The 3,426-nt window shown below is 35.4% G+C and carries 5 protein-coding genes; 2 read left to right on the forward strand and 3 right to left on the reverse strand.

From position 1 onward, the window contains the following. Positions 1-187: 187 nt before the first annotated feature. Entirely contained in the window at positions 188-826 is a 639-nt protein-coding gene (locus J6V67_RS05875) for a Rha family transcriptional regulator (RefSeq protein WP_291860118.1), read from the forward strand. Further along, complete coding sequence (locus J6V67_RS05880) at positions 823-1,026, forward strand: hypothetical protein (RefSeq protein WP_291860121.1); 204 nt, start codon at positions 823-825, stop codon at positions 1,024-1,026. The genes J6V67_RS05875 and J6V67_RS05880 overlap by 4 nt, the downstream gene beginning before the upstream one ends. Here the strand turns inward: J6V67_RS05880 and J6V67_RS05885 are convergent. From J6V67_RS05885 to J6V67_RS05895, 3 genes are all read right to left on the reverse strand, one after another. Continuing rightward, positions 1,019-1,426, reverse strand: a complete 408-nt coding sequence (locus J6V67_RS05885) for an HK97-gp10 family putative phage morphogenesis protein (protein ID WP_291860124.1) — start codon at positions 1,424-1,426, stop codon at positions 1,019-1,021. The two genes, J6V67_RS05880 and J6V67_RS05885, sit on opposite strands and share 8 nt — an antisense overlap. Next, positions 1,423-2,997, reverse strand: coding sequence for a terminase family protein (locus J6V67_RS05890; RefSeq protein ID WP_291860128.1), 1,575 nt, complete (start codon positions 2,995-2,997; stop codon positions 1,423-1,425). Before J6V67_RS05890 ends, J6V67_RS05885 begins: the two co-directional genes overlap by 4 nt. Further along, positions 2,997-3,426, reverse strand: a 430-nt coding sequence (locus tag J6V67_RS05895; RefSeq protein ID WP_291860131.1) for a phage portal protein, incomplete at its 5' end; no start/stop codon positions are given. The genes J6V67_RS05890 and J6V67_RS05895, both read right to left, overlap by 1 nt.

The following is a 3,426-nucleotide window of genomic DNA, read 5'->3' on the forward strand; positions in this document are numbered from 1 at the left end:
ATCTAAAATCATTCAGATTTGGATTTAGAGCCAGGGGCGAAAGCCCCTTGATATGGTTTTGTCTTGACCTTGTGTAATTATATCATAGAAAGGAGTTTAAAATGAGCGAAATTTTAGAAGTTTGCGAAGTATTGCTTTTGGTATATATCGCAATTAACATTCACAAATTAAATCTAAAGGAGACAAAATGAACGAAATTATCGTTATAAATGGTCAAAGCGTAGAGTTTGAAGTGGTAAATAGTGGGATATTTACCACTTCTTTAAGCGTCGCAAATGTTTTCAATAAACGACATAGTGATATTTTAGCACAAATTCGTGAATTTCCAAAGGATGATTTCACTGAACGGAATTTTCCGCTCAGTGAATATACCGATAGCACTGGTCGAAAACTGCCTTGCTATAATTTAACCCGTGATGGCTTTTCGTTACTCGTTATGGGCTTTACAGGTGCGAGGGCTTATAAATGGAAAATAGAGTTTATAGAAGCGTTTAATAAAATGGAAGCAATGATAAAAGCTGCTAAAAATAGTGATCTAAACCTTCAATCCAAATTCACTGAAATTTTATCTGCTTTAAAAGAAAAATCAAATGAAGCAGATGTGTATAAAGCTAAGTATTATGAGAGTTTAGAGCGTGAAAATAGCCTTTTGCGTGATAGACTTATGTTTAAAAGCCAGAATTTGCAAAAATCTACAAGGTTAAGCGAGTCTGAAAAAGAAAATATTATAAGTCTTTATAAAAGCGGCCTTAGCCAAGCTGAGATTTGCCGTAAAACCAGTAGAAGCGACACCGCTGTAAGAAACGCTATAAGGAGTGCGTTGTGAGTAGTATAACCGTAGAAAAATTAGATAGCATAAATGACGCAAGACATTTTTTAATGATGCTAAATTCAATTTTACTTGGATGGCATAAAGATGCAGATGAGATAGAAATAGAGATGATAAAAGTAGCTTGTGGCGAGCTATACTCTATGACTTTTGAACATATAAAAGCTTTAGATGGTATAGACGATAAGTCTATTTAACTGCTTTTTTAATATCATTTATAAGCTTATTTTTCACTTCATTAGCTAGGGCAGATTTTGCCCTAGTAAAACCACTGCTATTTATATATCTATTTGCTGCATTTTCTAGATATGGACTGGCCTTAGTTCCTGGGTGATTTACCTTTTTGCCAAATATTTTGCCTTTAGCAGCTAGTACTTTTTTATTTTTAGCCTTAATTATATGTGGCTTGGTGCCAAAATGGACAAATTTAGCATATGGTGCTAATTTTGTATTGCCTACAACTGCTTTTTTGTGGTTGTAGCTAATGACCTTTATATCTTTTTTTAGATTGCCTGTTTTATATGGAGCTATAGATTTAGCTTCATTTGCCACCTCGCTACCAACTCTAAATAGAAATTTTTTGTAAATTGTATTCATATTATTACAGCTCCGCCGCCTTTTTTGTGTTTTATTAAGCTAGTATGCGATAAAGCAAGTGCTAAAGCCCAAAATCTATCAGCGTGGCCATACTCATTTCTTTTAGCGTCATATTTAAAGCTTTTAGCTCCTGCAGTTCGCTTTATAGCGTGGATATCAGCTATCAAAAGAGGATCATTTGGTATAGATATCCTTTTATCTTCAAAGGCTTTTTTAAGATTTAGAGCCATCTCTTCTTTTTTTGTATTACTAAACCACACGCCACTAACTCTAGAGCCAAATTTAGCATAAATATTCTCGCATAGGTTCATCCCAATACCAGTTTTGTCTATCTTTAATACTGCTAGCGGATAGGTTTTTAAAAATCCGCTTATATGATCTTCTTGCTCTTTAAATGTAGCTTTAGCTAGTATATCCATAGCTTTTAATGTATATTTATCCTTATCTAAGCTAAGCAAAGCAAGGCTTGATCTATCGCTAATGCGTCCTACATCAAACCCAGCTAAAAGCGGCTCTTTAGAGCTTGGGGTGCTATAAGATAATCTATCATCTACGCAAGATTTAATTAACGCAATGGATAATAAGCTACTCTCATCATCTATAAATTGACACTCATACGCACTAGCCCATGTATCAGTATCAAATAGATTTCTCATAGTCTCTAAATCAAAATCCAAGCCATCATTTATAGCCTTATAAATATCGACTCTAAAGCGCTTGAACATATAGTATTTTGCCTCATCAGTGTAGAGATCATGAAAAAGACTACGCTCTTCAAACGGCGTTGAAAGAATCGTTAAACGCCCTTTAATCGCTCCGATACTAGGGACAAATGCGTGCCAAATTCTCTTAGGATTAGCATACCATGCAAACTCATCCATCCAGATATCGCCAGTAAAGCCCTGAACTGTTCTAAAGTTATTAGCTAGAGATTTTATATACGCTCCATTTTCAAGCTCTACTTCGTGTTCGCTATCTTTAGTAAAGTTTATACCATAATCTTTTGCCCACTGCTTCATATAGCGCATTAATATCAGCGCTTGTTCTTCACTAGCACTTAAAAAAAACTGATTTCTTCCAGCTACGGCGCCTATTAGCGCATCAGCAGAGCTAACATATGAAAAGCCTATTTGTCTAGACTTTAGTACAATTCTAAAAGCATCATCGCTATTTAAAAACTCACGCTGATAATCAAAAAGACCGCCATGCTCTAAAATGCGTTTTTTTAGCTGGGTAGCAGTTGGTGAGTTCATATTTATAATTGGGCGTGGCTTATCTTTTATGCTTTTTACCTTTTTTACGCCATTTTCTAGCTTGGCTAGAGCCTGGACTAATTGGCTTAACATTACGACTTCATCGCTTGATGGTTTAGGCTTTTTGCTTAGCTCTTCGATTTTAGCTTTGGTAAATTTAATAGCGTTATCTATGCTGAAGTTTTCTTTTTCATAATCTTTTTGCCAACTAGAAAGCGTAGGACGGCTAACTCCTGTCTGTTTTGAAAGTGCTAGAGCTGAAACACCACTTTTAAGTAAATTTACGCACTCTTCTTTAAACTCTTTTGTATATTTCATTACTGCCCTTTTAGACTCTTTTGCCAACCTAAGATTTCTCTAGCTTCATTTACGCTTATGATACCGCTATCTATTAGATTAGTTACTATTTCCCCGTCGTCTTTGAAGTTTGTCACATCAATTGGCTTTAGTCTTAACTTTATATTGATACTATCAAAAAAGCCCTCTATGAGTTCGATTTTTGGCTTGATTTCTATCTCGTTGAATTGATGAAGTTGTCCCATAAGCTCACCGCTTCCGCCAAGTGCTGAACTCTCAGTAATACCGAGCAATCTAGGTGGCAAACCATGAGCAGCTGCTATTTCATCTCTGGCTACCTTTTTTAGCTTTTCAAAGCTTAAATCTTCAACTTCGCCAAGCTTTTCAAATCTTATTTTTGCATCTTTATCACCAACATCAGAACCAAAGAGTATTAAGGTATTATGAGAG

This window comes from Campylobacter sp. (genome assembly GCF_017646085.1).
GTDB lineage: Bacteria > Campylobacterota > Campylobacteria > Campylobacterales > Campylobacteraceae > Campylobacter.

Bases quoted from the DNA above. Each gene is read 5' to 3' on its own strand.
- J6V67_RS05875 (WP_291860118.1), top strand. From the start codon at position 188: ATGAACGAAATTATCGTTATAAATGGTCAAAGCGTAGAGTTTGAAGTG.
- J6V67_RS05885 (WP_291860124.1), bottom strand. From the start codon at position 1,426: ATGAATACAATTTACAAAAAATTTCTATTTAGAGTTGGTAGCGAGGTG.
- J6V67_RS05890 (WP_291860128.1), bottom strand. From the start codon at position 2,997: ATGAAATATACAAAAGAGTTTAAAGAAGAGTGCGTAAATTTACTTAAA.